At 51.1% G+C, this 25,069-nt stretch carries 27 protein-coding genes, 1 tRNA gene and 2 pseudogenes; 4 read left to right on the top strand and 26 right to left on the bottom strand.

All coding sequences use genetic code 11. From position 1 onward, the window contains the following. Positions 1-101: 101 nt before the first annotated feature. Complete coding sequence (locus tag F1728_RS19125; RefSeq protein ID WP_155365427.1) at positions 102-812, top strand: hypothetical protein; 711 nt, start codon at positions 102-104, stop codon at positions 810-812. Positions 813-875: 63 nt separating this feature from the next. Here the strand turns inward: F1728_RS19125 and F1728_RS31330 are convergent. The 15 genes and pseudogenes from F1728_RS31330 to F1728_RS32255 all read right to left on the bottom strand — a co-directional run. Next, a pseudogene (locus F1728_RS31330) lies at positions 876-1,163 on the bottom strand (integrase core domain-containing protein); the annotation flags it as partial. Positions 1,164-1,457: 294 nt separating this feature from the next. Then, the gene (locus tag F1728_RS19115) at positions 1,458-2,117 is read right to left on the bottom strand and encodes a HesA/MoeB/ThiF family protein (protein WP_155365425.1); all 660 of its coding nucleotides are present in this window, start codon (positions 2,115-2,117) and stop codon (positions 1,458-1,460) included. Then, positions 2,114-2,665: an MPN domain-containing protein gene (locus tag F1728_RS19110; RefSeq protein ID WP_228030245.1), complete on the bottom strand. Its 552-nt coding sequence runs from the start codon at positions 2,663-2,665 to the stop codon at positions 2,114-2,116. The genes F1728_RS19115 and F1728_RS19110 overlap by 4 nt, the downstream gene beginning before the upstream one ends. A gap of 28 nt (positions 2,666-2,693) precedes the next feature. Next, a complete protein-coding gene (locus F1728_RS19105; RefSeq protein WP_155365424.1) occupies positions 2,694-3,680 on the bottom strand; it encodes a hypothetical protein in 987 nt (328 codons plus the stop codon). Between the two features lie 120 nt (positions 3,681-3,800). Beyond that, positions 3,801-4,025, bottom strand: coding sequence for a MoaD/ThiS family protein (locus F1728_RS19100; protein ID WP_155365423.1), 225 nt, complete (start codon positions 4,023-4,025; stop codon positions 3,801-3,803). A 204-nt stretch (positions 4,026-4,229) separates the two neighbouring features. Next, on the bottom strand, positions 4,230-4,445 hold the full coding sequence (locus F1728_RS19095) for a hypothetical protein (protein WP_155365422.1): 216 nt from the start codon (positions 4,443-4,445) through the stop codon (positions 4,230-4,232). Between the two features lie 96 nt (positions 4,446-4,541). Next, positions 4,542-4,787, bottom strand: coding sequence for a hypothetical protein (locus F1728_RS19090; protein WP_155365421.1), 246 nt, complete (start codon positions 4,785-4,787; stop codon positions 4,542-4,544). A gap of 9 nt (positions 4,788-4,796) precedes the next feature. Then, on the bottom strand, positions 4,797-5,741 hold the full coding sequence (locus F1728_RS19085; protein WP_155365420.1) for a hypothetical protein: 945 nt from the start codon (positions 5,739-5,741) through the stop codon (positions 4,797-4,799). A gap of 22 nt (positions 5,742-5,763) precedes the next feature. Continuing rightward, positions 5,764-6,447 carry an AAA family ATPase gene (locus tag F1728_RS19080; protein ID WP_228030243.1) on the bottom strand — a complete coding sequence of 228 codons (684 nt, stop codon included), beginning with the start codon at positions 6,445-6,447 and terminating at the stop codon, positions 5,764-5,766. A 19-nt stretch (positions 6,448-6,466) separates the two neighbouring features. Next, a complete protein-coding gene (locus tag F1728_RS19075) occupies positions 6,467-8,251 on the bottom strand; it encodes a reverse transcriptase/maturase family protein (protein WP_194242436.1) in 1,785 nt (594 codons plus the stop codon). Further along, a complete protein-coding gene (locus tag F1728_RS31325; RefSeq protein WP_194242435.1) occupies positions 8,235-8,450 on the bottom strand; it encodes a hypothetical protein in 216 nt (71 codons plus the stop codon). The genes F1728_RS19075 and F1728_RS31325 overlap by 17 nt, the downstream gene beginning before the upstream one ends. 304 nt (positions 8,451-8,754) lie before the next feature. Beyond that, entirely contained in the window at positions 8,755-9,666 is a 912-nt protein-coding gene (locus F1728_RS19070; RefSeq protein WP_155365417.1) for an AAA family ATPase, read from the bottom strand. A 45-nt stretch (positions 9,667-9,711) separates the two neighbouring features. Beyond that, positions 9,712-10,317, bottom strand: a complete 606-nt coding sequence (locus F1728_RS19065) for a hypothetical protein (RefSeq protein ID WP_228030242.1) — start codon at positions 10,315-10,317, stop codon at positions 9,712-9,714. 59 nt (positions 10,318-10,376) lie between these two features. Beyond that, positions 10,377-10,571, bottom strand: coding sequence for a DUF2997 domain-containing protein (locus F1728_RS19060; protein ID WP_155365416.1), 195 nt, complete (start codon positions 10,569-10,571; stop codon positions 10,377-10,379). After that, the gene (locus F1728_RS32255) at positions 10,568-10,702 is read right to left on the bottom strand and encodes a hypothetical protein (RefSeq protein ID WP_261344465.1); all 135 of its coding nucleotides are present in this window, start codon (positions 10,700-10,702) and stop codon (positions 10,568-10,570) included. Before F1728_RS32255 ends, F1728_RS19060 begins: the two co-directional genes overlap by 4 nt. Before the next feature lie 286 nt (positions 10,703-10,988). Between F1728_RS32255 and F1728_RS19055 the strand changes: the two genes are divergently transcribed. Then, entirely contained in the window at positions 10,989-13,100 is a 2,112-nt protein-coding gene (locus tag F1728_RS19055) for a recombinase family protein (RefSeq protein ID WP_228030241.1), read from the top strand. A 14-nt stretch (positions 13,101-13,114) separates the two neighbouring features. On the opposite strand, the gene F1728_RS19050 is transcribed toward F1728_RS19055, so the two are convergent. From F1728_RS19050 to F1728_RS19025, 6 genes are all read right to left on the bottom strand, one after another. Then, entirely contained in the window at positions 13,115-13,477 is a 363-nt protein-coding gene (locus tag F1728_RS19050) for a DUF1257 domain-containing protein (protein ID WP_155365415.1), read from the bottom strand. A gap of 123 nt (positions 13,478-13,600) precedes the next feature. Continuing rightward, entirely contained in the window at positions 13,601-13,912 is a 312-nt protein-coding gene (locus F1728_RS19045; RefSeq protein WP_155365414.1) for a DUF1257 domain-containing protein, read from the bottom strand. Between the two features lies 1 nt (position 13,913). Next, positions 13,914-14,486, bottom strand: coding sequence for a hypothetical protein (locus tag F1728_RS19040; protein WP_155365413.1), 573 nt, complete (start codon positions 14,484-14,486; stop codon positions 13,914-13,916). Beyond that, on the bottom strand, positions 14,425-14,616 hold the full coding sequence (locus tag F1728_RS19035; RefSeq protein WP_155365412.1) for a hypothetical protein: 192 nt from the start codon (positions 14,614-14,616) through the stop codon (positions 14,425-14,427). The genes F1728_RS19040 and F1728_RS19035 overlap by 62 nt, the downstream gene beginning before the upstream one ends. 320 nt (positions 14,617-14,936) lie before the next feature. Further along, positions 14,937-15,482 carry a hypothetical protein gene (locus F1728_RS19030; protein ID WP_155365411.1) on the bottom strand — a complete coding sequence of 182 codons (546 nt, stop codon included), beginning with the start codon at positions 15,480-15,482 and terminating at the stop codon, positions 14,937-14,939. Between the two features lie 61 nt (positions 15,483-15,543). Continuing rightward, positions 15,544-16,287: a hypothetical protein gene (locus F1728_RS19025; RefSeq protein ID WP_155365410.1), complete on the bottom strand. Its 744-nt coding sequence runs from the start codon at positions 16,285-16,287 to the stop codon at positions 15,544-15,546. 71 nt (positions 16,288-16,358) lie between these two features. Between F1728_RS19025 and F1728_RS32615 the strand changes: the two are divergent. After that, a pseudogene (locus F1728_RS32615) lies at positions 16,359-16,587 on the top strand (helix-turn-helix domain-containing protein). A 6-nt stretch (positions 16,588-16,593) separates the two neighbouring features. Here the strand turns inward: F1728_RS32615 and F1728_RS19015 are convergent. The 5 genes from F1728_RS19015 to F1728_RS18995 all read right to left on the bottom strand — a co-directional run bounded on the left by F1728_RS19015 (position 16,594) and on the right by F1728_RS18995 (position 20,881). Next, positions 16,594-16,905: a hypothetical protein gene (locus F1728_RS19015; RefSeq protein WP_155365409.1), complete on the bottom strand. Its 312-nt coding sequence runs from the start codon at positions 16,903-16,905 to the stop codon at positions 16,594-16,596. A gap of 139 nt (positions 16,906-17,044) precedes the next feature. Continuing rightward, positions 17,045-17,227 (bottom strand): hypothetical protein, encoded by a 183-nt coding sequence (locus F1728_RS19010; RefSeq protein WP_155365408.1) that lies wholly within the window; start codon positions 17,225-17,227, stop codon positions 17,045-17,047. A 57-nt stretch (positions 17,228-17,284) separates the two neighbouring features. Next, a complete protein-coding gene (locus F1728_RS19005; protein ID WP_155365407.1) occupies positions 17,285-19,249 on the bottom strand; it encodes a recombinase family protein in 1,965 nt (654 codons plus the stop codon). 68 nt (positions 19,250-19,317) lie between these two features. Next, positions 19,318-20,676, bottom strand: coding sequence for a tyrosine-type recombinase/integrase (locus tag F1728_RS19000; protein WP_155365406.1), 1,359 nt, complete (start codon positions 20,674-20,676; stop codon positions 19,318-19,320). Between the two features lie 120 nt (positions 20,677-20,796). Continuing rightward, a tRNA-Ser gene (locus F1728_RS18995) sits at positions 20,797-20,881 on the bottom strand. Between the two features lie 535 nt (positions 20,882-21,416). Between F1728_RS18995 and F1728_RS18990 the strand changes: the two genes are divergently transcribed. Continuing rightward, entirely contained in the window at positions 21,417-25,052 is a 3,636-nt protein-coding gene (locus F1728_RS18990) for a tetratricopeptide repeat protein (RefSeq protein ID WP_155365405.1), read from the top strand. The last annotated feature ends 17 nt before the right edge of the window (positions 25,053-25,069 follow it).

Below are 25,069 nucleotides of genomic sequence, written 5' to 3'. Positions count from 1 at the left end.
AGGGGGCAAGGTCAGGGCCGCTTTTTCAATTTACTTAACAGAGGGGGCTGCCTATGTTGGTCCAAATACAAATCTCTAATTTTCTTTTAAGCTGCAAATCCATGAAAAGCAGTAACACAAAAATTCATAAAACCTATATCGTAAGAAATTTTTTATTCATATTCTCATCTATTTGTCTGATACCACTATGGATATGGTGGGGGACGATTACCCAGGTAAGCTCAGATGAATTATGGAATACAATTCAGGAAAGTAAAATAAGCTCGAAAGATAAAGTACTTTTACATCATCTTATTTCTGATGATGCGGCATGGAGTTCAGGACTTATTGGTACATATCTTTTTCCAGGGTTAGAAAAGCGGATTGTATGGCAATCAAAGTTCCAGAATAATTCGGGCGATGTCTATAATATATTTCTATTGAATCAATATCTAAAACCTGGAGTAAAACCTCTTTTTCCTATAGTCTGTGTCATTACTGATGAAAAATATAAGCTTAAAGCGTGGGCAGAATTTATTCTTACATCTAAAGGAGTCATTTCTGCTAAGCTGTCTCAAGAAGGTGATAAAGATATATTAACTATTTCAACAGTAAGTGGTTGGACTTACGGAAAAGGAGTACATAAATATTCTTTGAATTCAAATAAAATAGATAACTTTGGAGAAGTTCAGTACAAAAAATTCCAACAAGGTGAAAATAGCGATAAGCTACTAGTTCCGTTTATGTCTGTAAATGAATTTCAATCACTAGATTTGAAGTATTCCAAATGGTTAAGAAAAACTTTAATTGAGAATAGTAAATTTGCAGAATAAGGTGCTGTGCATCGTCAAACTGGTATCTGAAGTTCCCCAGAAATAGTGGGCGCTGGAATTAGGTTATACTGCCTGCTCAAACATTTCGGGGCTCAGATAGTCCAGAGATGAATGGAGCCTTTCTCGATTGTAAAACACTTCGATGTACTCGAAGATACTGTGCCGGGCTGATGCCCGTGTCTCGTATTTCTGGCGATGAATCAGTTCTTTCTTGAGCGTTGCAAAGAAGCTTTCCATCACGGCATTGTCCCAGCAGTCTCCCTTGCGGCTCATGCTGCATTGAATCCCGTTGATTTTTAGGGTTCGCTGATACTCCTCGCTGCAATACTGACTGCCACGATCCGAGTGATATTGACCTGCCTCAAAAACCTGTACCAGTTGGAATGCGAATGAACAAGGGTTTTCAGACCCCTGCGGTGTCCGGTTAGGGTAGCAGTCCCAGCTGTTATGAAGACGATCAGTCTGACCTTGCCCCCTTAACCGCATCCAGAAATAGATATGCTAATTGGGATACTTGACCTTGAACGTTTTCGCCCGCGGTCTTCTGGAATGGATGACATTCTCTGATAGATAAAAAAAATGCATGCAGGCCACCATTGCTGGTGGCCTGCTTTTCCCTTAGAGATAAAAATGAATAATAATTTGTCAATTGACTACAATCTCCCTTGCTAAAAGATTTAGAGACATATCGTAGTCTATTGGGATTCCACGCAACCAGAGAGAAAACTGATGCACCATGAGTCCCGCAGCAATGCTGGCTGCATAGATCGTACTGCGTGAGGTACAACTGCCTGTTTGAGCTTGCGATTGAGCAAAAAGTGTTTCGGTATACCGGTCTACTACAGAATCCTTTGTTGCAGTCAGTATCCGAATTGTCTCTCCCAGCATTCGGCCATCTGTCCAGAACTCACACGTTCTGTTGACGGATCGCCAGATTGCCGCACGAGAAGAGATCGAATCCACACAGCAGAAAACTGCCTCTCCTATGGAATGGGACGGACGAAACCGGTCAGGGATCGTCTCCACCTGAATCGAATCATCCATTTCCTGAATGGCCTTAGCGGTTGCTTCGACTTTATTCGCCCCCAAATCCTGTCTCCGATATCCCTGAGTCGTGATATTAGTCAACTCAACAGTATCGAAATCCACAAGCTGAATACGCGGTGTCCCGATCGCCGCCAGTTGCAGGGCCACCTGACGGCCAATGGCTCCCACACCGATGACAGTCACCGAAATCTGTGAAAGCTTTTCAGCGGGGACCAGGCCACTTTGCCTCTGAAAACGGTCTACTGTCGTATTTGTCATTTCAAGTCTCCTTCCAGATCAGATTCATCGAAAAACCAGTCGGCGTCCCAGTCAAAACCGTCCAGTGCCGATAGCGGACTGTCTAGATTGCGTTGTTCGGGAATTACGTTCGTTAAATATTCCTGTTCCCAGTTTTCGGGATCACAACCGGGAAAGGCCTCAGAGTAATCCCGCCTAACCGGAATCTCGCAGTCAAATGCGGGACCGGAATTCATCCGCAGGCGGGCATAAGATCTTCCCTGCCGAGCGAGGATAAACATCACCGCCCAGTCAGAACGACCGAAGACGCGTTCAAAGGTCGCCTCATCAGTTGGACTGGGCTCCGGGCAGGCTCCCGGATGGGTGTGTATCCAGATTCGACCAAACTGCTCCATGCGGAGTCCTGCATCGACCTGATCATCAAAGAAATTCGCCACCGCTTCATCATCGAAGGCAACATGGACCATCGAGCAGGTCTGTTTCACGAGTTGCAGGTCCTGGACCAGCAGCAAATCCGTCGAGGCCGCGATTCCAAAGCCGCCGACTTCCGTATCACCATAATCACGCAAAAACAGCAGCTTGGCCCAGGCGGTTGGACTAAAGCGGAGTGCCGGCAGGAGAGACTGTTTCCGGTGATGTGGTTTCCTCGTCCGGTTCGTACGTTTCTTCGTCTTCCTGTGTTTCACAGATCGGGCACCTTTCTTCATTATCGAGGCAATTTGAACAACAGTTGGAACAACAGAGCACACACTCTTTCAGGCAGGATTCACAGCAGTCATCACGGCAAATTTCACAGCGGGTCGCACAGTCGTGGCAAAATGAGGAACTACAGTCAACACAGCGATTGGCACATTGCCGGCACAAGCGATTTTCACAGTTAGTGCAGTGGGTCTGTTCCTCAGTGGTCACGACATCCCCACACTCGTGACATTCTGCACTGTGCCAGTCACTGAGCGCGACATAGGGACTTTCCGGGTTATAGGTGCGTAACAAACGCGACACCAGCACGAAAAAATCCAGCAGTCGTCCCTGTTCCAGGGCACGTTTGATGGGCACACGGGCGTCCCCTTCACAGACGTTGTCAGACTGCACGTGCGGATGTGTGACTGCTTCATCGGTGATCGGCGGTTGCGGATCTTGAGCAAATACGTGATAGTGAAAGGGTGAGTCTGAATTCAGTTCTGCCAGTTCCAGTCGAATCTCAAACGCTCCCAGATACACGCCTTCCAGCACAATCGACTCTGTGACGACTGAAATTGTCTTATTCTTGAGATCGATGATGTAATCACCGAACTCCTCTTCCAGAGTCAGCAGGTCTTCGTAGATGATGCGTATTGCAGGAACAGGCTTTTCACCAGTGGCAGACTCCAGTTCCTGCTGCAACGTCACCAGTTGCCGCGTTAGCTGAAGTACCTCCGTTGCCAGTCCCCGATCCAGTCTTGAGGTCGCTTGGAACCAACCCCGTTCCTGCGCCTGTTGTCTCATGCGGATCAACCGCAGACAGCTTAACCAGGCCGCTTCCGGCAGCCCGATGTTTGTCTCACATTCCTGTGAGCTGAGTTGTTCCTCAATGAGACTGGCCATCCGCCAGACCCTTTTCGATCTCTGTTTCATAGTTCATTTACTCCCATAAATTTAAAACAGGCTGCCGGAACCGTAATTCCGACAGCCTGTCAGAGACAAAATCATTCACTTCAACAACGGCTAGATTTTCGCCCCTTCAATCTTCGTCGGAGTGATCGAAATCCGGTCCCCGTCCTGTAACGTCTGATCGGGAGGACAGGGCTGTCGATTGACCCGGATCAGGTAGTCCGAGGCGTTCGCGTCCGCCATGCGCTGTTCGAACAGTTGAGCGACCGTGGTTCCTGTGGCAACTTCGATGTAGTCCGCGAATCCGCCGCCATCATTATTAATCAGTAAAACTTTCATAGCATTCCTTTCTGGAATTGAATTGAAGAGGTAAATCAGGAGTCATTGCTTTAATAAAGCGACTTTCGTTTGCGACGCCGTTTTCTGCGCCGAGACTTAACGGCGCGTCGTCCTCGTTGCCGCCCACTATGGAGCATCTGCAAGCGATTTGAGTGGAAGGGAGCATCTGCCTGACTGAGATAGTGAAAGCCACTGGGGTCGGAGTCACACCAATGACGGTACATGATTTAGCCCCTCTGTCTGTCGGCTCAGTCGCTGGTTGTCCAGTTCGTCCCAGTCGATGATCTGCGGTCCCAATGTCTCTGAATCCGGATCAACGGTTTCATGGGGCTCCGCCAGTAAAAAGCCCAGCCGTTTGACGGTGGCGATCGTCTCGCCGGTGGCCAGGGCGACAGCCCGATTCAAGTCTGACTGTTTCATCTAATGTCTCCTAAAAACAAATGGTTCAATAAAAAAGCCCCGGCCCTGCAGAGATAATTCTGCAAGACCGGGGCACATTGTTAGGTAATTCCATTTTCAGGGGCTGGGGGAGAGCCAGTGCTGCTCCAACCAGTCGATCTCTGACTGCAGAGCTACACTCCGCAGGGGGAACGGTCCCAGTCGCGGTCCTAGGACGGGGGACAGATCCACGATCCATTGACCGTCAGCATTCGGTTCCACAAACGACCCGCGAGAAATGCGCATGCGACCAATGGTCGCCAGGTCGATGACTTCCGCATAAATGCAGCGGATTTGCCCTTCAGCTGTGATGATGATTTGCATGCGGCATCCTTACTTAGGAGTCCGCATGATCTGGCGCCGCGGCCGGTCGACCAGCAGTCCATCCAGGGCAGCCTGAACGCCAGACAGATCGGAGGCCACCTGCTGCCGGAGTGCGTCCCGCTTTCTCAACTCTTGGGGCTGAATCCCCTCCACAATGTTTTGACATTGAGAGACGAGGGCATCCAACTGCTCGTTGGAACGGACATTCAACGACCGGAAACGTTCAAAGAACTCGTGCAGGTTTCCAATGGCCGAATCCCGGAAGACCTTGGGGCGACCGTCGGCCTGACCGCTCAGACGATCCGTGAGATGCGACACCAGCTTCGACAGTTCATCCAGAAAGGCGTCTTCGGCCAGCCGGACCGCTTCTTCGAACCGCGACTGCACGCGCTGGCATTCCTGTTCGTAGAGTTCGGGATTGAGCTGTCGCAGATAGTTCGGCGGTTCGATACTGGGGAATTCCCAGGTTACTTCGAACAGTCCTACCAGTGATGCGGGATAATCGTCGTCATTGAACAGACTCCCCAGTCGCTCCCGCGCCGCCGATTTCAGAGACAGGTATTGTTCATCCAGTTCCGCAACCGCCTCGGCCAGTTCTTCCGTAAACCGACGCATCTGTTCCTGGAAGGCGTTCAGCGCATCCTGCCGCAATAAGCGGATGCCCGGTTCCGGGAAAGGCAGACTGACCGAGGTCCAGTATTTCCGTACCTGGTTGCGGACGGCACTCACGGCCCGGAAACGGGGATGTCCCGTATCCAGCAGCTTTTTGCCGGCACTCAGGAACGCCCCTTCCGCCCCAAACGATTCAGCGGCCTGCGCCTTCTGGTCGCGTGTGAGTGACTTCCGGGTACCAAACCATTCAAAACTGACCCGCGTGGCACACATTGTCGCCCGAAGTCGGTCGATCGGATCGTGGCAGGTCTCAACTTCTTCAATCGTAGCCATAGTAGTCATTTCTCCTTGATTAAAGTCAGGTTTAGTTTCTGCGGGGATCACGGGAGAGTTTGCGTTGTGCACGGGCTCCCGACCGCTCTCCGTGGACAAAGACGCCTGGCTGCTCTGCAGACAGGCAACGGTTGCTGGCCCAGCGTCTGAGTCGGGCCACTGATTCTGCGGCTGTGACGGCCACGGGGACCACGTTTTCAGCAGCCTGGGTTAACGGGACATTCAGCAGGGCTGCCAGGCGACAGCAGGCCCGGATTTCCGATCCGGTCCAGTGTCGATCTTCAGGCAGTTCCTGGTCTTCTGTAAGCCCATACTGTTCGCGGTAGATGTTCCAGATCGCCTGCTTCTGGCCATCCCCCGGCAGATCCAGAAAGAAGAGACCATCAAAGCGTTCAGCCCGGATCAGTTCCGGGGGGAGCTTTGAGATGTCGTTGGCGGTACAGACGACAAACACATCCGAAGTATGGTCATTGAGCCAGCTGAGGAGCGTTCCCAGCATACGCGTGGAGACACCACTGTCAGACTGTCCGGACGAGGCCGCTCCGCTCAGACCCTTTTCGATTTCGTCGATGAACAGGACGGCGGGTTGCATCGCATCAACGATTCGGAGCGCTTGTCTGGTTCGCTCCGTAGGATAGACTGCCAGCGAGTTGCCGACTGAATGAGTCGGTACTTTTCCAACAGTCCTCCTCCGAACCGTGCGTGCGACTTTCATCGCACACGGCTCTCCAGTGTTAGATAGCTTTGCCATCATATCTCCCGTTATGAATATCTTGATGACAGGAGACACAGACGACTAAAGTTTTACGACGCCGCGCTATCATACGTTTAACCCAATCAGGCTTCACTCGACGTCCGGGTTGGTCGATTTCTGCCAGCTTGCGGATATGATGAACCTCACAGGCTCCTTTTCTTCCACATAGCTCACATTCATCGGCCAACAATCGTTCGACCAGTTCGCACTTTGGATTAAACGGTACTCGTAGCGGGGGATCGCAATTCCGTATTATCTTCGTTCTTGCGAGATTGATGCCGCCAAAGTACGCAACGAGATCCGGTTTATCCGGGCGTTCCTTACGTATCAGCAACACTTTTCGCATACCAAGCGGTGTTTCTATTTCACTTTTGAACCTGTCAAAGACAGCCTTGCGCGAAATCTGAAATTTGCACGCTAAGGTTTTGGCAAGTGAAACATTCATGAAGTAAAACAACCTTCCTAGCCGGGCATTCATATTCCAGGCAAGCTGGTAATATTCAACCAGACCACGCCATTCCGCCTGATATCTTGCCACGATGCTCAATGGTTGATCGGGTAAAAGTTCAGGACGGTGACTGATTCTGCTGTGTTTGAGATAACAGCTAATCTTGTCATTAATGACATCGGGAGGAATAAGCAGACAGACATTTCCATTGCTCTTTCGCACGCCATTTGCTCGATGCAAATTGTTATGCGAAACGCAGATTTCGTAACCTAGAAAGCGAGCCTTCTGAGTTCGAGCATGGGTAATGAGCGTCTTTTCTGGAGATAAGTTCAATTTCAGCGATTCTTGTAAGAACTCGCGCAGTCGATTCTTGATCTCCTCTGCTTCCTGCTTGGGACCGCAGAAGCCCAACAGAAAATCATCGGCGTATCTAACATATCGAAGACGGCGGTAGTTTGGATCATTGGGGTCTTTCGACGGCAATAATCCCTTTTTCCGCATACATTCTCGATAGCCTTCAACGTCTCCGCTTTTCTTCCGGCGAGCGGCCATTCTGTGAAGATTATGGTAAGCTTGATTGGTCCTTCTCACCTTACCTCGATTGAAGTCAGGAAGAAGTACCTGTTCGACAAACTTATCAAGGCGATCAAGGTAGATGTTAGCGAGGATCGGACTGACAATGCCTCCTTGCGGAGAACCGCTCAGAGTGGCATTGTATTTCCAATCTTCCATATACCCAGATTTAAGTAACCCTGAAATCAGGTCGATAAATCGGCCATCATGGATCTTTTCCCGGAGGATGTTGAGCAATATCTCATGATTGATATTGTCAAAGCAACCGGAAATATCTCCTTCGATGAACCAACTCGTCCCAGTCCATGTTTTGGCGATTCGATTTAACGCGGTGTGACAACCGCGTCTGGGCCGAAACCCACAGGATGAATCACTGAACTGAGGCTCGTAATACCATTCGAGAATGGTACGCATCGATTCCTGAACCAGTTTGTCTGACCAGGTTGGCAGTCCAAGCGGTCTCTGTTTACCATTCTTCTTGAGAATGTAAATTCGTCTGACCGGAGTCCAGTGGTAACGACCGTCACGCAGACAATCGATGATTCGCTGGATTTTCTGGAAGGACATGCCATCTACCGTTTCCTGTGTTGTCCCTTTGGTCATCGCACCATTGTTACGGTATATTTTTCCGTAGCTGGCAAGATGGAGCTCAGGGTTATACAGGTAGCGATAGACCCGTTCCAAGCAAAGACCACGACGGCCTCTATCCTGTAGAATCCATTGCATTTTAGGAACTGTGTGCATCTCGCACTCCCTCAATGTTGAATTCCACAAACACCTGCCCCCCTTCGCCATGTAGTCGGCTTTCCCGACCGCGGACTACTATGGGGGCTCCGTCACCATAGGGCTCGCGCCCCTTAGGCGATCCCGCTTTCCGTGCAAGTTGAACGTAATAGGTCGGGTTAGGTTCTCCTTTCGCTCCCTTAAAATGCCTCGTTGGCATTCGGTGTCGTGCTGGAATGTTCCCTGAGCAACCGAAGAACTCAGGTATGCAGCGACAAGAGGATTTCAATCGTTGTATCCTCTGCGGGGCCATTACGCCCTGGAAGCTAGAGTTCAGGCAATCAAGCTTTAACCGTACCGACCGGGTCTTGCGGAGCATGGGATAAACGATTTCACCCATCAGCCGCTTTCCGGAAGTGCTATATTTCCCCTTGGTCTTTCGACTCATTTCAGGTAATCCCGGTGACCCACAAGGTCATAAATTCCAAAACCTGTCCACGCTATGCGTGGGATTCAACTTGCCGTTAAACGGCGCACTCGGTCTGGCCGACCAGCGCGCCCATCAGGGCTCCCACGTCGAGTGTCAGTGTGGCTCTTCCGGTCTCTTTTCCCAGTGCTTTGGCGAAGGCACTTTTCCCGGTACCTGGGACGCCCAGCAGCAGCACACCCCGCGGACGCACATGGGTTGATTCCTGTGATCTGGGCCGCAGCGCACGCCGGCAAAAGGCTTTAAGGGATTCCAGGCCTCCCAGGTCATCAAATGATTCCGAGCCGCTGTGGAGCGTTAATAGCCCACTTTTCAGTAACGTCTGGGCCTTAAGCTCCAGCACGACGGAGACATCGATTCGTCCGTGTCTTACCAGGGAAAGACTGAAAGCGCCTTCGGCTTCATAGCGAGTCAGTCCACAGGCGGCGTCCAGCACACGCTCCAGTTCCGCTCCCTCCGGTAATTCGCCGGATTCCGTGGCAATGCTGCAGGCAATTTCCTCCAGCTGTCTCCGGTCAGGAAGATCGTGTTCCAGGCAGACGAACAGTTTCTCCAGCTCCGGGGGAATCTGGACCAGGCTGGACAGGACGATCACAAAGGTTCTGGTTTGCTTTCCCAGGCTGATCTGTTGCGTCAGGGCCTGGATGATTTCCGGGGAATTAATAAACCGGTGGAAATTCTTGAGCACGAGCAGCGTGGGGCGATCTGGATCGGCCTGACTGTTGAGACTATGAATGGCTGCCAGGGGATCGGGGTACGATGAGTCGCTTTCCCCAATGACTTCCGTCCCTTGCAACCCCCGGTCGATGTCCCAGGAGAGCAGGCCCCAGTCTTCACTGTGGCAGAGCCGGGTAATTTCCAACAACGCCTCGTCATGTTCGTGGCTCTGAATCCAGATGCCGGTAAAGCAGGCGCGTACGTTTTCCGCCAGTCGTTCGGATAGTAACATAAGTGTTTCCTTAATGGTTTGAAGAAATAGATGTGTGAAGCGGGTTTAAGCGGTCTCAGCCAGATGGCCGATCGTTTCCAGCCAGGAGATGATTTCCCCGTCTGGATCGCGTTCCTGCAACAGGGGAACCGTCATTTGTTCAACCGCACTGGTATTGAGCCAGTGCTTGGCCCGATTCCTGAGCTTGATCTGCGGATGGCGATCGAGCCGTTCCCAGCAATAGTCGTCATGCCGGCTATCGAATACCCGCTGTGCCACTTCTGAGGCCACGCAATCATGGTCCCCGAATTTGGGCATGATGTCGGCGACGGCCTCAATGGCACGGGGATGCAGGTAGTTCTCCAGGCTCCGTTTCCGCGTCAGCACAGCACGGCAGTGGGGGCGGCGGTTGATCTGAGCAACCAGCGTTTCCCGTTGCTCCGTCTCAGGAGGGCTTTCCCGATCAAAGAGATAAAACTCAGGGAGCCGAAGTGGGGCCAGTCGCCTGATCCAGGCGCGGGGATGGCCGCCGATGGGCAGAAAGATGAGTTCCCCGTTGCCTTCCATGGCTGCCAGATCAGGGAGTGCGGGCTGCTCGGCATGGAGTAGCGTCGAGATGCGTGTCAGGAATTCGATGTCATGCGTCCCTTCGACGACGACCAGGACACGCACTGGGCGGGGATCTTCGTAAACTCGTTTAGGTAATTCCTGTATTTCATATGAAGTGAAAACTAATTCTCCTGTCGTAATTGGTTGGGTTGATGTTGGACCGTCTGGTGGTATTCGGCGGTCAGTTGTTCCGAGGAGACTTTTCCCAGAGCGCCTTCCAGAAACTGGCTGGCGTTCCGGCAACGGGAACCGGTAAAGCCGCGAGTTTCGATCCGGGACTGACCGTCGGCAGAGATAATGATTTCAATGGTTTTCACTGGCCCTCTCCGATCTGAATGGTGAGTTTGATGGAACCGTCGCTGAGCTGGCTTTCCAGGACAGAATGTCCCTTGCGACGGGCTTCCAGACGACATTTCTCGAAAGCATCAGAATACACATAAAAAAACATCTATAGACTCCTTTTCTGAAATACCCATAATTGGGCCGTTTGAATTGTTGAAGCTGTCCCGATGGATCGAGCAGCGTTTTTCACTATTCTCAGGAGACCAGTCATGCTCACCCGAGATGCTGACGGGGACATTACCGCAGTCCCCCCCCGCCCACAGTAAACCAGCAGTCAATCTGTCCATCGACGCTCTGGGATCAGATGCCACCAGCGAAACAAAAGCGACTGATCGGTCGGCTCAGTCTGCTAATTCAAGAAAATCTGAACCAACCACAAGGAGGTCCGGACAATGAGTCACCCCGAACAGAATCTGCTGGCAGCTCGTGACAAAAAAATTAAAAGTCATCATCAGGAACGGCTGGCTGTTGTTTATGTACGTCAATCCTCCGTCCATCAGGTCCAGCACCATCAGGAATCTACTCAACTCCAGTATGGTCTGGTGGCCCAGGCTGAACGACTGGGATGGCCAACCGAGCGCATTCTGGTAATTGATGATGATCTAGGATTTTCGGGATCTTCGAGTGAAAAAAGACTGGGCTTCCAGCGTTTACTCAGTGAGGTGGCATTGGGACATGTTGGTGTCATCCTGGGGGTTGAAATGTCTCGTTTAGCACGGAGTTGCAAAGACTGGTATCAGTTGCTGGAACTGTGTGCTCTATTTGACACACTGATCTCCGACCTTGATGGACTATACGATCCGTCATCCTATAATGACCGACTCCTGCTGGGACTAAAGGGAACCATGTCCGAGGCCGAATTGCACGTCCTGCGACAGCGAATGTGGCAAGGTGCTCTACAAAAGGCACGTCGCGGTGAATTGTTAAGTAAAGGCCCCGTTGGTTATGTTCGCTCGGCTGACGAACTGGTGTTTGATCCCGATGAGCAGGCTCAGGGGGTTGTGCGAACTATATTCGATCAGTTCGAACGGTTAGGCACAATGCATGCCGTATTACGTCATCTGGTTGCTGAGGGGATTCGCATGCCAGTCCGACCATCCTCAGGCCCTAACAAAGGACAACTGGAATGGAGACGTCCCAACCAGACAGCCATACAGAACATGCTTACTCATCCGGTTTATGCAGGAGCTTATGTGTTTGGGCGTAGTTGCCAAAGTCAGAAGAGAAAACAACAAAAAGGTCCAAGCCGCTTATCACGGAACGAATGGTTGGTCTTATTGAGGGATCGATTTCCAGCCTATATTTCCTGGTCTCAATATGAAGAAAATCAGGAGCGGCTGGAACAGAACCGGTCAATCATCTCCTCGCGTGGGAGTGTGCGGCAAGGTCGAGCATTATTGGCAGGGATGCTGGTGTGCGGACGCTGTGGATATCGATTGCGAACGCAGTACGGAGGAAGCAATTCCAGGCCCAGTTACCAGTGTTCCGCACGATCTTCGCTCTATGCTGATCCAGTCTGTCAAAGACTGAAAGCACAACCCTTAGATGATGAAGTGGTGAGACTGGCAATGCTGGCGCTTCAACCATCAGCTCTGGCTGTCAGCTGTCAAGTTGCCTCCGATTTCCATGAACAACGTGAAGCATCTCAAACATTATGGAGCCAGAAACTGGAGCGGGCCACTTACGAAGCAGAGCGTGCCGCGAGACAGTATCATGCAGTCGAACCAGAGAATCGACTGGTAGCGAGAACACTGGAACTGGCCTGGGAAGAAAAACTACGTTCCCAACGTGAACTGGAAGAACAATACGAGCGTTTTCTACAAGAGCGACCAAAGTCACTGAGCAACGAAGATCAGGAACGAATCAAGGGATTAGCAGCAAATGTTCCTGCCCTGTGGACCGCCGCCAGCACAACGGACGTGGATCGAAAAGAAATTCTCCGTGAGATCATTGACCATGTGGTCATTGATGTAGAAGGAAAAAGTGAGTGGGTGGAGGCGCGAATCCATTGGGCCGGCGGTCACCAGACCTATACGCGTTTTCGGCGGCCTGTCGGACAGCTCTCGAAACTCAGTACCGGAACGCAACTAATGCAATACCTGAAAGAACTGCTGGACTCAAAAATCTCTGCACCACAGATTGCCAACAAGTTGAATGAGGAGGGATTTCTGACGCCCAGGGGATTGCCGTTTAACGAATCACGTGTGCGAATGCTGATGCTCCGTTACGGATTGAGGACGACTAAAAAATCGTCATATCAAAATTCCTGCCCGCTCAATGAAAATGAGTGGTACATCACTGAATTAACTCAGAAGCTTCAGGTGAAATATGGAAAAATCCATCAATGGATTAAGGATGGGAAAATTAACGCTCGCAAAGCTGATGATGGCCGCTGGATTATTACCGCAGACGAAGCGAAATGTCGGGAATTGACCGCACCTCCATCCCCCCGTAGGTTTCCTGGTCCCAAAACAAAAAACACAAAGGGCAAGAACAAGACATGATATCCGCAAGAAACTCAGGAATTTACTTGTACCTGAATCAGTATGCTACCGTCTTGTAGTGTTCGTTCATTGATGCAATGGCCTGCCTTTCTGGCCTCTAATTTAGCCTTCTCCACGCAATAAATCTGGACGAATCTATTGAGATGAGCTTGATCTCCCCAACGGCCTTCATAGTTGTCGTATTGAAGCTGGCCGGAGGCAAGCTGACAGACTACAGGATACCGCCAGCCGGGAAGCTCGACTGCCAATCCAGAAACTTCTCCATTAAAAAGTCGAACAGTACGTTGGGTTGGTGCAGGCAGCGAAAGTCTGGAGCAGGCAGAGGATACCGCAACGGGATCGCGAACTTCGGTCTGAATTTGAACAATATGGGACATCGTATTTGACTCTCCTTTATGGCGTGACTGGACGATATAAAATACATGAGTATGCAACCCATACTCGAACGCTGACTTGAATAGCCTAGGTAATATAAAACCAGGCAATATTTGTATCATTTCTCAATTGAAACCATTGCATGGGGTGCACTGTGAACGACTCGACTTTTCCACGCCGTAAGATTGCAGCAGCCGATTGAGGTGAGACAGCTCACCCCAGCGGCCTTCAAAGTTGTCGTAGCGGACTTGGCCCCGTTCGACGTCAAAGACAACGGGATACCGCCAGTCGGGGAGACGGACTGCATAGCCCGTGGCTTCCCCGCTAAACAGCGGGACGGTCTCGTGAACGGGCTCTCCCAGTGCGAGTCGTCGGCAGGCCAAGCCCAGGGCTTCGGCATCGCGGACCTCTGTTTTGATCGTGACTATGTGTGACATTTCATGTGCTCCTTTCTGTGGGATTTCCAGGATCGGGGGGCTGCGGGAAATCCGGCAGCCGCGGTTTGTCTGGATCTGTGTTCGCAGGCGGCATCAGCCACGGTTCTGCTGAGACCAGGTCATCCAGTAGCAGCTCTGTCATTTGCTGATCGTTAGCGGGTTCGATTTTCTGCCTGAGCAGCAACCAGCAGATCAACAGGGGCAGCAGGCTAACGACCACCATGGTCACCCTGGTGATCGCCGCCGCAATGATCGGGTCACGATTTCTGCTGTCAGCAATTTCACGGCGTTCTGCCTCCAGCTGGTCCCGCTGGTATCCGATCTCGTTTCGCTCGGTCTGCATCTCGCGCTGCAGCGTGACCATCTCCTGCCGGGATCTGGCGTCTGCTTCCACCAGTTCCCGTGAACCGGAGGCAACTTCCTGCTGGAGTTCCGTCATGCGTTGGTTCTGCTCAGCCTGGCGCTCCAGCTGCCGTGTTGCCAGTTCGGCCACACGGCTGTTTTCGTCGGAACTACAGCCGGCTCCGGTCAGCAGGATCAATGTTAGTGTGATTGGTAGAGTCGGTTTTTCCATGTGCCCTCCAGCGTTGAATCAGGTGTCTGAGAATTCCCTGCAGCGCCAGCCGCAACCGCCGTTCCTTGATGAAAGAGACGACAGTCAGCAACAGGGCGACAGAGACGAACGTTAAAACCATGTATTCCAAGCAAAGCTCCTTTCTGTTGAGGATGTGTAAACACAAAACGCCCCGCATTTATGTGCAATGCGGGGCGTTTTTACTGATGACGAGTTTGAAATAAGATCGACTGCGATCGATGATAGGTAAGCGTTTCCCTCATGTATCATGCCACGTTTTAGGCCAAAATTTAGATGATGAGACGCGCCTGATATCTAATTTTTCCAGCTTGTCATTTCTCCTGGCTTCTTCTCTTTTTCTTCAAGTATTATGACGCGTTTTTCGCCAGAATTAAGGTCGACGATGCTCTCACAGTTCTGAGGAAATGAATTGAAATCTGTTCTGGGCAACTATTTGCTGAAGAGAAGCACTTGAAATCCCCAGAAAATCAATATGGTGCCAAAAACAATGGCAATCACGGCTCCAATTCTGTTGAAGACAGGCCGATATTGTGGAATGCCGCTGAAACTGTGAGCAATTCCAGTCAAACCGGTATAACAGCCAATCAAAACCATCGCGAAGCCACCAATGATCATCGAGAATGGCATGATCCCATTGAACCAATGACCTTCTGGAACTTTTTGCTGCACTTTAAATGAAACCAAAGAAAACACGACCACTCCTGCCAGGAAATTCCAGCCAGGCAAAGGTGTCACAGCATTCCTGTACTCCTCCGCAGGGTCTGGTTTTTCAGGGACGAAGCCGGGAAATAATCCGACCTCAAATGCCTGATATTTCCGGCCGTCTTCGTGAATGATTTCCGTTTCCGGCTGGATGTAGTCCAGCTCAACATATTCCATGAGTTCAATATATGAGTAAGGGCCTGCAAGCAGGCCCTGGTCATCAAAACGCCACTCTGTGGCTTCCCGGTTTTCGGGGACTGGATATTCTGTCACGTGGGACGTTCTCCTTACTGTTAAGGTTAACCAATCAATATTTCCTATTTATTCTGGGGCTTCAGGTCAGGGGCAGAAAGTGGGCGTTACGTCGCAGCCAGAAAAGTGTCGTGAGTAGAAACGCCCATTCGCACAATTCGACGATCACTACAAAATAGTTAATTAACTCGACTGCTACGGTTTTTGAGGCAAAGTTGCTCTGGTCAGCCATCGCAATAATCCCAATCCCCCAGAGAGACAACAGTAGGTGGACCGCTGTTGCGACCACGATACTGAGGATAATGATATTCGGGCCTGAACGGCTTAACGCTCTAAGTCGAGCCCCACCTATGAACAATGAAATCGTCACCCCCAATGAAACAAGCATGCTGATAAACATCGCTAAAGCCTCAACCCCCATCAGAGGATCTTTTTCGTCTAACACAGTGCCGTAGGTCATTTGTGATATGACATAAAGAAACCAGAGCCAGGGAGCTATCTGAAGCGTGTAGATACAGATCCAGTTTGCCATGGCGGGGAGCCTGGGATTCGTGATCAGAGGGTCGGTGGGATAGCTTTCAACTGGGGGAGCCGGAGGAGATTGTAGACCGGCTTCTTCTGTTCCAGAATCGAACTCACTCCAGGCAGTTAGCGGCTTCCACTCCTTCTCATTTGATGAGTGGGCATAATCAGCCAGGCTGATTTTGTTTGACTGCAAGGCATCACAGATTTCCTGGTGAGACAGAGGACCTTCCGCTACACCATGCTTCGCCAGCCACCACTGGCTCGGGGGATTTTCAATCGTTTTGTTATTTTCTTCGTGCATAAAACCTACCAACCTTATCTAGTTGAAATATTTTGTTTTTACGTTTGCTTGGGGACTGCTTGTTCTGCTGCATTCCCACTGAATCCTGGAGGACTCTCCTGGTGAGATTTGGACAGCGGGTCCGGGAACTGCGCAAAGAGCAAGGTTACTCGCAGGAGAAATTTGCTTGCGTATGTGAGCTGGACCGGACCTACGTCGGCGGGATCGAACGGGGGGGAGAGGAATCTGTCCCTGCGAAATATTGAGCGGATCACAAAGACACTCGGCATCAGCCTGGCCGAACTGATGGAAGGGGTTTGAAGGAGTTCAAACCGCTGGGGTGACCAGAACGACTCCCAGGCGGTCAGACGCGTCTGCCATCGCCTGTCTGGCAACCTCCGGAGAGTTAAACAGACGGGGAGTCTTTACGCTGGCCGCATCAGAATGGCACACAGTATAGCGTAGTTGTGCTGCCAGCAACTGCTGGCGAAGTTGTTGAATGTCTTCTTCTTGCCAGGCTGGCTTGATTCTGGGGCCACCTGAATAGATCGCGAACACGTCTGGGTCCTTGAGATCCATCTCTTCGTACCAGAACTGCAGGGCCGCTCGGATCAACATGAAATCTTGTTTCTGTATCATTGTTCTCCTTTCTGTCGAAGGGACTTTTTATCAGGGCATTAACTCCATCGTCAATCAGGCACACTGCCGGTACTGGACTGCTCAACGATTTCAATGGCTAAGCTCTCCCTATTTATCATGACACGTTTTGCGGCATAATTTAGTTTTTACGGGAATCCCGTTCTGCGTCGTCCGGTTCATACTTTTTGACGATTGATCTGGCAATCAGTTGTAACAGTCGATGGACGGGACTGCCCGGTATGACGGGGCCAGTTGGCTTCACGTTTTTCTTTTTGGTTTTGGAGTGTCTGGCTCTCAAAATGGCTCCTTTCAGATAGCGCATTAAAAAACCCCGGCAAGTTGCCGGGGTCGGATCAGGAATCAATGGGTTCGTTCATTTTCAGAGCGGAGGCCGCTGATAACCGGACTTCGCCTGAAAAGAATACTTTTGGTTATTGTGCCTGCGCAGCTTTTTATAGTCGCCAGGCGGTTCATCCAAAAATATGTAGGGATTTGTCAGCCCCTTTTCCAGCATCTGCCGATGCAGCTTCAAGGCATTCGATACTGCCGTCTGGGTGGGGTTACATTCCAACTGGCTGGCAATTTCACGCTGATCCAACCCGGTGGCAGCCAGTTTGACAGCTTCTGGACGAATCAACTCGCGCTGAGTCGGTTCGAAAAGATCCAAAGTTATTTTTCGAGACAACAACTGCTGTAATTCGGGAATCGAAGCAGCATCTGGAATACTCCCCGCCAGATTGAGGCGGAGCATGGCACGAGGCAGTAAATGACCGCCAGATACGCGACGTACCAGGTAGACATGGATTTCAGGGACCAGTTCCCGGATCAAGTCACCGAACTCATGAGAGTGTATATCGATGTCTTCAAGGTGATATTGCAGTATCTCTTTGAGCTCCAAAGTTGATTTCGGAAGATTCAGCTGACGTTTTTTGGCAAGCTCGAACGCTACACGGTCGAGCGACAGCTTTTTTTTCCGTTCGCTCAACTCCGACATCATTTCATATAAAAGATTCGGATCGGCACCATCTATCTCTCTGATCAGTTTTTTGATCTTTTCACTTTCACGCTCAATTTCATCCTCGACCCGGTTCAGTTTGTTTTCACGGGTACGAAGTTTTTCAGGCCCACCAGATTGTGCCTGCTGCAGGATCTCCTGATACTGAGCATCAATCCCTTCCAGAGACGAAAGGCTTTCCAGGGTTACTCCCAGCAGCTTCCGGGCGGCTTTAGGTCCATTAAACCCAATGGAATTCCAGCAGTGCCATGACCGCGAATTAGAACACATCAGACTGTCGGTGATGCCATTGGCTCCCCAGACATAACGATGGCCACAGTAATAACAGGTGGCATGCTGGCCAAAGGCCCGAGTCCGTTTCTTGGGAACTTGATATCTTGAATCTACGCCGTTTGTTTTTTTCTTACGCTTAAAATGGGCATTCTTCTTTTCCAGTGCTTCGAGGACCGGGTCAATCTCATCAGGACAGAAGAAAGCCAGATGTGGTTCTTCCCGGTAAGTGGGCCCTTTGGGATTGCGAGTAGAAGTTCTTCTGCCCGTTTTGTGCTTCTTGGTGGTATGCATGGTACCCCGTGCGGGCAAGCCTTTTAAAATCGGGTTGCGGTAGAAACGGAGTACCATTTTCCCGTCCCATTGTTTTTTTCTGCAATAGGGGCCTGGAGAAAATCCCACTTCATTAAAGTATTCCGCAACGGCTTCACCATTCAGTGTCCTTCTTAGGGTCTGTAACCCTTCCTTGATGTACTCAGCAGCATCTGCATCTTTAGACCAGTCTGAGAATGTCTCGGCCCCATCTGGTTTGATATAACCGGCGATGGGGCAAGGAGTCGCAGCACCATATTTTTTAAACCGGTTCATTTTTTTCTGTTTGATCCGACGTGATGTATGCTCATTATGCTTCATATGCTCTTTGCATGCATCCATCACTTTGGATTCCCAATCGGAATCATTCGTATCAAAGTCGTCGTTTGGTGAAATCACTCGAGTACCATTATCCACCGCAGTACCACACATCGTGTGTGCTGCAGCCCCGCGTACCAGACGACCGATATCTTCGAAGATCATTAAATCAAATTCATTCGCTTCGAGCCTCTCCTCGATATCGAGTAGCTCTGGACGGTCGAGACGCTCACCTTTCCCTTTTGTGGAGATGATTCTAAAGTCGATCTCTCCCCCATAGTACTCCTGCGCAACTTCTTTCGCATGATCGACCTGATCCTCCAGGCTGAGTTCTTTTTGGTTTGCACAGCCCGAAATTCGGGCAACGATTAAAACGATCAGGATATGACCGTTCCGTGGTACAAGTTCAACTTCTTCTCTGTAGCTCATGCTTATAACTCCCTTTTAAATGGATATGTATTTATTAATGTGTTCAAAGCGAGTCAGTATGCTTAGACTCAGACTTTGTTAGAATTGGTCCATTGCCTCGCATAGGCGAGAGACTGGGGCCAGAGGCGAAGAGCGCGTTCGATCTCTCGCTTCTGTGTGGTGGCGCGAGTGTGCGTATACACGCCTGTCATCCCCAGTCCACCACTGCGGGCGTCCTCGCTCGGTTTATGCCCCAGTGTGATCTGGCGAATGAGTGGATCGACGTTGGCATCCTGAAGCAGTGTGGCAAAAGAGTGCCGCCAGCTTTTGGGGCAGGAAGACTGTTTCAGACCTGCCGCTTTTGCAGTACGGATAAACGATGTCCGCACACGCTCCGATCGAATCACGCCGGCTTCACGCCAGACGGCTCTGGCGAGCTTCTCCTCCATGGTTTGCGAAATAGTGAGCACACTCCCTGAGTCAGCACGTGAGATGCGTTGCTGAAGTTCTTCCTGGAGTGCCATCTGGTCCAGGTTTCCCAAAGGCGAGTTGAGGGGATCAAACTGGTGCCGGATAAATACAGGGCCTGACGTTCGATTGCCAATCACCCTGCGTAAGACGGCAACTGCTTCCTTGATCAAGGGGACAGAGCGTTCGCGCCTGGTTTTGATTTTCCAGTGCAGCTCAGGTTTGTTGCGAATCAGTAGCCATCCGTTTTCCAGGTCGACGTCTTCGATCAGCAGATGGATCAGTTCGCCCGACCTTAATCCTGTCTTGGCAAGAATAAAGTGGATGGGAAAAGTCCAGTCATCCGCTTTCTGGAAGAATCTCAGTTCGTCATCCGCATCGAAAACAAAGATGGGTTTGGCATCTTCGATTCTCATTCGCTCCAGGTTGAGCTTGGAGAAAGGGTTTTCGAAGTAGGGGGGAAGAAATCGTTGCTGGGCGGCATAGATATATACCGATCGACAGACTTCCAATACGAAGCGCAGGCCTTTATCACGAAGTGCCCGTTTGGCCGTATTCGGATGGCCGTTAGGGGAAACTTTCTGCTTCCTCAGCCAGGCTACAAAATGGTCTGTGCGGATCGCATGCGCCAGATCAGACGGGCGGCATTCATTGAAATAGTTTTCAAGATGCTGGGATGCCGATCGATAGCGTCTGATCGTGGCGGGAGAAGATCGCACCACGGTTTCGTGATGATTGAGGAAGGCCTGTCGCAGTTCTGAAAAACTGACAGACGTGAAGGAAAACAGAGTAGGGCTGGACGAAGCCAGCTGCGCGTTTACTTGCGCCGCGATCTGCTCGGCTTCACCCTCTGTGTCAGCGACTCGCAACCGGAATGGCCGGTCTCCATCACGGTAGTAAAGATACCAGGCACCGTGATGAAGATAGTACGAAACGCGACCAACGCGTTTGCGTTGCGCAGACTTTTTGCGTCGTCTCATCAAAACCTCCTGTGCACACTGTGTGCACCAACTGTGCACCAGGGGGTTTATTACGACGCGCAAAAAACAACGCTAAGCTATTGAATTCAATAACTTAGCGCGTTTGGTCAGTTTGAAAAGCGGAGAGAGGGGGATTCGAACCCCCGGTACCTTGCGGCACACCGGTTTTCGAGACCGGCACATTCGGCCACTCTGTCACCTCTCCGGACGGACCGCGGTACCCATACAGGGACTGCGCAGCCAGCGTGTTTCACAGCATATAAGTAACGTGGCTCAGCGTCAAATTCCAGCCGGGACTGACTTTGCTTTTCCTGTAAAGACAAACCGAATCGGTCAGTCGTTCACTTTGAAATCGGTCGGAAGTCCAACTTTATGGTCTTTTTTCACGTAGGAAACAGTGATTGTCTGCGTTAAAAGGAAAGACCGGAAGGCCAGTCAGGCGCAGGAACAGCTTGAATTTGGACGATTCCGTGCATCTTTCTTGCAGACTCCCCGACGTCGGGATATGCTGGTATTCATAGAGATTTTCTGTAAAGAAAGGTTCCCTTTCATCTTGGAAAAATCATCTCTCGCAGAAAATTACTATCTGACAGCGAACATTTGACAAACGAAGTAGGTATGATGTATGCCGGGGTACGCCCATTCTGTGGGGTGCTTTCGACAGGCGTGATGTCACAGGTATCGATTCCTCATCTCTCACGACCTCGGTTCATCCGTTCATTAGCGATGGAATTTAGAATATGCGTCTTTTCCATTTTGTTTCGATCGTGACTCTGTTTACGGTTTTGACTTTCGCGTCCTCTCTCCCTGCAGAAGAACAGTATCTGGAATTTGTGCAGGGATTGCGTGAGAAAAATTATCACGATATCGCACTCGATTACCTGAATCAGATCGAAGCAGCCAAGGACACTCCTAAAGAGGTCCGCGAGCTGATTCCCTTCGAACGTGCCATGACCCTGATGCTGTTCTCGCGAACCCAGAAACTTCCCGAAGAACAGGAAGAGACGCTGAATAAAGCACTGGCGCAGCTGGAACTGTTCGCCAAACAGAACCCGAATCACCCCAAAGCGGGTACCGCGAATACGGAACGGGGAAAGATTATTCTGGAGAAAGCGGAAGTCGAAGTCCGCAAGGCAGAATCCCCCTCAGAGCAGAACAACAAGAAGGCCCATCAGGAAGCAGCCCGCAAGCTGATTGCCCAGGCACGCAGTATCTTCCAGAAAGCCTATGATCAGCACGAAAAGACCTGGAAATCGTTCCCGGCAACCTTTATCGATAAAAATAAAGAGCCGGAAAAATACGAAGCCCGCGCCAAAGCGGAAATTCAATTCATGAGTGCGCAGCTGGACCTGGCTCAATGTACTTATGCAGAAGCGCAGACTTATGATCCCGGTAGTGCCGACTTCAACCGTCTGCTGAAAAAGGCATCGGAAGAGTACGCCAAGATTCACGAACGTTACCGCAGTCAGGTGGGTGGTCTGTATGCCCGCATGTGGCAGGGAAAATGTTTTGAAGAGCAGGGCGAACTGGGCCGGGCCCTGGGGATTTATAATGAACTGCTGGGGCACCCGGGTAAATCGCAACCCATCCGGCAGTTAAAAGACAACATTCTGCAGTTTCGCCTGATCTGTCTGAATGATGAAAAGAAAAAAGACTATCAGCTGGTCATCAACGAAGCCGAGCAGTGGCTCAAGGAAAACCGGTCCCGCAGACGCACCGCCGTCGGCCAGGGGATCACCTGGGAGCTGGCACGGGCACAAGAAGCACTGGCCACCCAGGAAGGGGTGAAACCAGCGGACCAGGAACGCATCCTCCGTCAGGCACTGACCAACGCCCGCTTCGTGAATGCTTTCCGTGGGAAGTTTCGTGACGTTTCCCGCCTGATGATCGGCCGAATTAACGCGAAAATTCAAGGACGGGCAGGCGGCGATCCCGAAGACTTCGCCACCGCTTATGGCCTGGGGCAGGATCGTATTCAGCAGACCAAAACGCTGAAGGAGAAGGTAGCCGCAGCGAAAACACCTGCCGACAAGAAAAAGGCGCAGGTGGAACTGGACCAGTTCATGGAAGAGACGGCTCGTCTGCTGAAGCTGGGCCTCAAGCTGGCTGACAAGAAAACCGATCCCAAAGAACTCGACCACGCCCGCTTCCTGCTCTGCTACACCTATTACAACCTGCGGCGGAGTTATGAATGTGCGGTACTCGGCGAATTCGTCGCAAATTACCACGACAAAGACAGCTCTCAGGTCGCCCTGGACGCCGCTTATCTGGCGTTGGCAGGTTATCTGCAGGCCTATAACGATTCCCCCAAAGAGCAACGTTATGTCGACAATCAGCACATGGAGAGTATCTGTAACCTGATCACGGAAAAATGGCCGGAAAGTGATCGGGCCAACGATGCGAAAATTCAGCTGGGTAACATCTACAGCCAGACCGAGCGTCCGGTGGAAGCAGCCAAATGGTATTCCAAGGTTCCCGCTTCGGCCCCTCAATATGTCGACGCCCAGATCAAAGCTGGACAGGCTTACTGGAACAGTTATCTGACGGCTCTGGCCCGTCGTTCTGACGACAAACCCGCGAATCTGAATGAGTGGGCTTCACTGGCTGAGAAACACCTGCGAACCGGAATTGCTGCCACAGAGAAAAAGGTGCCGGCTAAAGATCCTGCTCCTGAAATCCTGACCGCAGCCAAGACTTCTCTGGCACAGATAGCTCTGGACAAAGGCAACTACCAGGAAGCCATCGATATCTTGGGGAAAGACCCGCATTCTGTACTCAAAGCAATTCACGTCGCTAAAGGTAAAAAACGCCCTGCCAAAGGGGTGCAGAGTTCCGAATTTGCCAACCTGGTCTACCAGTTACAGCTGCGTGGTTATATCGGCCTGCAGCAGATCGATCTGGCCCGGAAGGCCATGCAGCAGCTGGAAGAATCCGCCTCCGGTTCCGGGGGTGAAGCAATTACCGACATGTATCGGCAGCTGGGTGAAAAAATCACCGAAGAAATTGAACGTCTGAAAGCGACCGGCGATACCAAACGCCTGGCCGACGTGCGTAAATCACTGGAAACCTTCCTGAATGATATCTTCAAGCGGAAAGATCAGACTTACGGATCACTGGTCTGGATTGGAGAGACTTATTATGGAATGGGACTGGGAGCCAGCGAAGATCCCGCCACGGCCCGCAAGTATTTCGATAAAGCAGCAGCCGCCTTCGAAGAAATTAAGAAACGGCAGGCAGCCACGGGCGATTTCATTCCCGGTAATTTCGAAGTCGGTATTACTCTGCGACTGGTGAACTGCAAACGGGAACAGGATGAGTTTGAAGCAGCCCTCACGCTGCTCACTCCCGTATTAAAGGAAAAAGACAAGTCCCCCGAAGTTCAGTTTGAAGCCGCCAAGATCCTGATGGACTGGGCAGAGAGTGGACAGGGGAATTCCAACGAAAAGTATATGCAGGCAATCAACGGGATGCAGCTTGAAAATGGCGCCCTGATTCGTGGTTGGGCATATCTGGCACGGCTGCTCTCAAGCTCCATGGCCTCCTCCGGTCGAGACGACCTGAAGAAAATGTATTACGACGCGCAGTACAACAGTATCGATACGCGTCGCAAGTACGGCATTGCCAGCAACGATGTTTCACAACTGGAGATGGCTAAATCGGAAGCAAACGTCTTTGCTCAGATCAGTGTGGATCTACCCGATGATGTCTACGAGCGATTCAACCAGCTTTACCGACAGATCCAGACTGACCTGGGTGATGACCCGCAGGATCTGGAACGTCGCAAATCAGCTTCGGAAACAGTCGCCAGCAATCAGGCAGCTCAGCTGCAGGAAGCGCCTCCAGCGAATACTCAGCAGCAGGTGGCACAGCAGTCACAAGAGGAGGCTGCTGCCCAGGGAGGCTCCAGCACCATCCTGTTCCTGGTCGTGATTTTACTGGGAATCGGCGGTGCCGTGGCATTCTTCTTCTTTGGTCTCAAAGGTAAGAAATCGCGGCCCTCTTACCAGTTTGCTGCGAGTGGAACTGCATCTGCCGACATCAATATTGCTCCGCCTCCAGCGTCTCCTAAACCGAGTCGCTCCAAACCGGAAAAAGCCTCTCGACCGGCTCCTGTTACAGACAAACCGCAGCCTAAGAAACCGGCCCCTGAGAAAACCGCGAGCAAAGAGACAAGCAGTAAAGAGAAATCTTCTTCCAGCAGTTCCGGTAAAGAAAAACGGAAACTGACTCCTGAAGAGATTGCAGCCCGCAAAGCCAAGCTGGCTCAGATGTCGCCCGAAGAACTGGCAGCACGTAAAGCCGCGATCGCCAAGAAAAAAGCGGCCCAGGCCAAACAGCAGAAGAAATCGAACCCCGGCTCAGACAGCCAATCCTAGAACCATGGTTCCAGGAC

This window comes from Gimesia benthica (genome assembly GCF_009720525.1).
Lineage (GTDB): Bacteria > Planctomycetota > Planctomycetia > Planctomycetales > Planctomycetaceae > Gimesia > Gimesia benthica.
The sequence above is the reverse complement of the archived record's forward strand: the minus strand, read 5'-3'. Positions and strand labels throughout refer to the sequence as shown.

Excerpts from the sequence above, each read along its gene's own strand:
- F1728_RS19125 (WP_155365427.1), top strand. The coding sequence starts at position 102 with ATGAAAAGCAGTAACACAAAAATTCATAAAACCTATATCGTAAGAAAT.
- F1728_RS19115 (WP_155365425.1), bottom strand. The coding sequence starts at position 2,117 with ATGACAAATACGACAGTAGACCGTTTTCAGAGGCAAAGTGGCCTGGTC.
- F1728_RS19105 (WP_155365424.1), bottom strand. The coding sequence starts at position 3,680 with ATGGCCAGTCTCATTGAGGAACAACTCAGCTCACAGGAATGTGAGACA.
- F1728_RS19100 (WP_155365423.1), bottom strand. The coding sequence starts at position 4,025 with ATGAAAGTTTTACTGATTAATAATGATGGCGGCGGATTCGCGGACTAC.
- F1728_RS19095 (WP_155365422.1), bottom strand. The coding sequence starts at position 4,445 with ATGAAACAGTCAGACTTGAATCGGGCTGTCGCCCTGGCCACCGGCGAG.
- F1728_RS19090 (WP_155365421.1), bottom strand. The coding sequence starts at position 4,787 with ATGCAAATCATCATCACAGCTGAAGGGCAAATCCGCTGCATTTATGCG.
- F1728_RS19085 (WP_155365420.1), bottom strand. The coding sequence starts at position 5,741 with ATGACTACTATGGCTACGATTGAAGAAGTTGAGACCTGCCACGATCCG.
- F1728_RS19080 (WP_228030243.1), bottom strand. The coding sequence starts at position 6,447 with ATGAAAGTCGCACGCACGGTTCGGAGGAGGACTGTTGGAAAAGTACCG.
- F1728_RS19075 (WP_194242436.1), bottom strand. The coding sequence starts at position 8,251 with ATGCACACAGTTCCTAAAATGCAATGGATTCTACAGGATAGAGGCCGT.
- F1728_RS31325 (WP_194242435.1), bottom strand. The coding sequence starts at position 8,450 with ATGCCAACGAGGCATTTTAAGGGAGCGAAAGGAGAACCTAACCCGACC.
- F1728_RS19070 (WP_155365417.1), bottom strand. The coding sequence starts at position 9,666 with ATGTTACTATCCGAACGACTGGCGGAAAACGTACGCGCCTGCTTTACC.
- F1728_RS32255 (WP_261344465.1), bottom strand. The coding sequence starts at position 10,702 with ATGTTTTTTTATGTGTATTCTGATGCTTTCGAGAAATGTCGTCTGGAA.
- F1728_RS19055 (WP_228030241.1), top strand. The coding sequence starts at position 10,989 with ATGAGTCACCCCGAACAGAATCTGCTGGCAGCTCGTGACAAAAAAATT.
- F1728_RS19050 (WP_155365415.1), bottom strand. The coding sequence starts at position 13,477 with ATGTCCCATATTGTTCAAATTCAGACCGAAGTTCGCGATCCCGTTGCG.
- F1728_RS19045 (WP_155365414.1), bottom strand. The coding sequence starts at position 13,912 with ATGTCACACATAGTCACGATCAAAACAGAGGTCCGCGATGCCGAAGCC.
- F1728_RS19040 (WP_155365413.1), bottom strand. The coding sequence starts at position 14,486 with ATGGAAAAACCGACTCTACCAATCACACTAACATTGATCCTGCTGACC.
- F1728_RS19025 (WP_155365410.1), bottom strand. The coding sequence starts at position 16,287 with ATGCACGAAGAAAATAACAAAACGATTGAAAATCCCCCGAGCCAGTGG.
- F1728_RS19015 (WP_155365409.1), bottom strand. The coding sequence starts at position 16,905 with ATGATACAGAAACAAGATTTCATGTTGATCCGAGCGGCCCTGCAGTTC.
- F1728_RS19010 (WP_155365408.1), bottom strand. The coding sequence starts at position 17,227 with ATGCGCTATCTGAAAGGAGCCATTTTGAGAGCCAGACACTCCAAAACC.
- F1728_RS19005 (WP_155365407.1), bottom strand. The coding sequence starts at position 19,249 with ATGAGCTACAGAGAAGAAGTTGAACTTGTACCACGGAACGGTCATATC.
- F1728_RS19000 (WP_155365406.1), bottom strand. The coding sequence starts at position 20,676 with ATGAGACGACGCAAAAAGTCTGCGCAACGCAAACGCGTTGGTCGCGTT.
- F1728_RS18990 (WP_155365405.1), top strand. The coding sequence starts at position 21,417 with ATGCGTCTTTTCCATTTTGTTTCGATCGTGACTCTGTTTACGGTTTTG.